This window comes from Brevundimonas sp., assembly GCF_031082345.1.
In the GTDB taxonomy this organism is placed as follows: Bacteria; Pseudomonadota; Alphaproteobacteria; order Caulobacterales; family Caulobacteraceae; genus Brevundimonas.
The window spans coordinates 1-2,810 of the sequence record NZ_JAVHLH010000316.1 but is presented as its reverse complement, the minus strand read 5'-3'; the positions used below and the strand labels follow the sequence as shown (position 1 = coordinate 2,810).

Genomic DNA, 2,810 nt, shown 5'->3' with positions numbered 1-2,810 from the left:
GTCGACGACGCTGAAGGCCAGAGCAATGGGCGGTTCGCCGCCCGTTGCTCCAGACTCTTGCTTGGGAACAGGCCCTTCGTCCTGCTGCGACCGAACCAGCCTTGGCGACGAAGGGTCTGGGGCCTCGCCGCGCCGCTCGACCCCGCCGCGCTCGGGCGCCGGCTCAAGGTCGAGGATCGGCTGTCGCGCGAGCCCTCGGGCCGCATGGTCCTGCGCCGCGTCCGACGCATCGGCGCCATCGTCGTCGGCGAGAAGATCGTCGGCGCCCCCGACCGGGCCCAGATCACCGCCGCCCTGAAGGCCGAGGTCGAGCGCGACGGTCTCAGGGCGTTGCGCTGGGGCGAGCGGTCCTCCGCCCTGCGCGCCCGTCTCGCCTTCCTGCGCACGCTCGACGACGGCTGGCCGGATGCCTCGGACACGGGCCTCGTCGCCGCCCGAGAGACCTGGCTGTGGCCTCTGCTCGACTCCGTCCAGTCGCTCGACGCCATCCCCGACGGCGCCCTGGAGCAGGGGCTCCGCGCCCTGATCCCCTGGGACCGCCAGCGCGCCCTCGACGACCTCGCCCCCGCCCGGCTGGAGACCCCGCTCGGTTCGGCCGCCATCGACTACGCCGCCGAGGGCGGGCCGCGCGTCGACATCCGCGTGCAGGAGCTGTTCGGCGTCGCGGTCCACCCGACCATCGGCGGCGGCCGCGTTCCGCTGACCCTCGCCCTGCTGTCGCCCGCGCGCCGCCCGGTGCAGGTGACGAAGGACCTGCCCGGCTTCTGGTCCGGCAGCTGGGCCGCCGTCCGCTCCGAGATGCGCGGTCGCTACCCCCGGCACCCCTGGCCCGAGGACCCGACCCAGGCCGAGCCCACCACCCGGGCCAAACCGCGAGGGAGGTGACGGCGTCCCGCCGATGGGTCAGGGTGCTCGGAGCGGAGGGGTCAATGAAACAAATACTGGCGGCGACCGCGTGTCTGGCCCTGATCGCCTGCGGCCAGTCCGCGCGCCAGGACCCCGAACCTGCGAGCGCGCCGGACGCGCCGCCCGCCGGGGCGCCGCAACCGCTGCAGTCCACGGCCCCCGTCGTCGTTCCTGTCGGCGACGACAACCCCTTGGGCATCCCCGCCGCGGTCTATCCGCCGCTGCCCTCTCGCTTCACCGATGCGGCGGCCGTGACACCGGCGGGTTGGCGGACCGAGCATGCCGTCGAAGGCGATCTGAACGCGGACGGTCGCGCCGACCTCGTCCTCGTCCTGCATCAGCAAGATCCCGCCAACCTCGTTCGGCATGACGGCTTCGGCCAGGACCCGCTGGACACCAACCCGCGCATGCTGGTCGTCGGATTCGCCCGCGACGGCGGCTATGACCTCGTCGCCCGGAACCACACCTTCATCCCGAGACGGGTGGAACCCAACCTGACGGACCCGCTGGAGCAGCCGCCCGAAATCCGCAACGGCGTCCTGTCGGTCCGCCTCGACTTCTTCGCTTCGGCCGGCGGATGGACGATGTTCAACGCCACCACCCGCTTCCGCTGGCAGGACGGCGCCTTCCGCCTGATCGGCCACGACTATTCGGAAGTCGCCCGCAACACCGGCGAAACCGTCGACCGGAGCGTCAACTTCTCGACCCGCCGCGTCAGCACGGTCCGCTCCTCGATCGACGTCGATACGCCGCCGCCGGCGGTGTGGACGCGTCTGCCGCCGGGCCCCTTGCTGACGCTCGACCAGGTCGGCAACGGTCTGGCCTTCAGCCCCGTCCCCGAACAGGACTGAACTCAGGAGGCGCTGTTCAGCAGTCGCCCGTAGCTGTCGACCAGGCTGGAATAGGTCGGCACGAACATCACCGTCGCCCCGCCGCCGTTGTCCACCGGCGCCTTGATCTCGAAATGCAGGTGGATGGTGGTGGCGTTGCCGCCGAAGTCGGCGGACACCTTGCCCAGATGCTGCCCGCGCGCGACATCGCGCGAGGCGGAATTGGGGAACAGGGCGTGCACCCCGGCCATGTCCAGGTGCAGATAGCGGTAGATGCGCCCGGACGCGCCCAGCAGGGTCACGGTGTAGCTGCCGATCGAGGTGATCCGCCCGCTCTCGGCCGCCACGGCCCAGTGGACCTTCTTCTCACAGGTGGCCGGGCGGATATCCTGCCCCTGATGGCCCTTGCCGGCCGGGCACATGCCGTTGGTCCACGACCGCGTCTCGCAGAAATTGTCGCGCCACGGATAGTCGTAGTTGCGCGCGTCGCACTGGCCTCCGGGGCCCGGCGCCAGATAGCCGCCGTAGCCATAGACCTGCGAGTTGGCGTAGGCGGGCGCGGCCTCCATCGGAAAGCGCATGCCGGCGGCCCACAGGGTGGCGTCGGTCGCCCCCGAACCCGATCCGGGGTGCAGATCGCCGCCCGGCTCGTGCGGCCAGGTCGGCGGCTCCGGGGCCGGCGGGGCCTCGGGCTCTTCGGCGGGGAGGTCCGGATCGCCCGGCAGGGGCTCTTCCACCGGGTTCGGGTCGCCGGTCTCCGGCGCGCCCGCCGGCTGGCAGCCGCCGGGCGCGCAGGCCGTCAGCGTCAGCAGCAGCCCGGCGACCGCCAGCCGCCTCACGCCGCGCCTCCGCCGATCATCTGCAGCCCGGCCGCGAAGGTGATGGCGTCCGCCTCGGTGCAGTTCGGCGCGCCCTCGCAAATCAGGCTGACGTTATAGGCGGCGCCGAAACGGCTGAAGGTCACATCGACCCCGTATTCGGTCCGTTCGGTACGGACGTTGGTCAGGCCGCGGGCCCGGGCCAGCGCCAGGGCTCGCCCGGCGGCGTCCGGAACCTGGGCGGCGGCGACGCGCG

4 protein-coding genes are annotated in these 2,810 nt (G+C 72.5%); 2 read left to right on the top strand and 2 right to left on the bottom strand.

The genetic code is table 11. The features are described from left to right. A partial coding sequence (locus tag RDU12_RS14610) for an ATP-dependent helicase C-terminal domain-containing protein (RefSeq protein ID WP_308685353.1) occupies positions 1 to 885 on the top strand: 885 nt, incomplete at its 5' end. A gap of 44 nt (positions 886 to 929) precedes the next feature. After that, positions 930 to 1,757, top strand: coding sequence for a hypothetical protein (locus tag RDU12_RS14605; protein ID WP_300293018.1), 828 nt, complete (start codon positions 930 to 932; stop codon positions 1,755 to 1,757). Positions 1,758 to 1,759: 2 nt separating this feature from the next. Here RDU12_RS14605 and RDU12_RS14600 read toward each other — a convergent pair whose 3' ends face one another. Next, the gene (locus RDU12_RS14600) at positions 1,760 to 2,575 is read right to left on the bottom strand and encodes a M23 family metallopeptidase (RefSeq protein ID WP_308685351.1); all 816 of its coding nucleotides are present in this window, start codon (positions 2,573 to 2,575) and stop codon (positions 1,760 to 1,762) included. Then, positions 2,572 to 2,810: hypothetical protein (locus tag RDU12_RS14595; protein WP_308685350.1), on the bottom strand; the 239-nt coding region annotated here is incomplete at its 5' end. The genes RDU12_RS14600 and RDU12_RS14595, both read right to left, overlap by 4 nt.

Bases quoted from the DNA above. Each gene is read 5' to 3' on its own strand.
- RDU12_RS14605 (WP_300293018.1), top strand. From the start codon at position 930: ATGAAACAAATACTGGCGGCGACCGCGTGTCTGGCCCTGATCGCCTGC.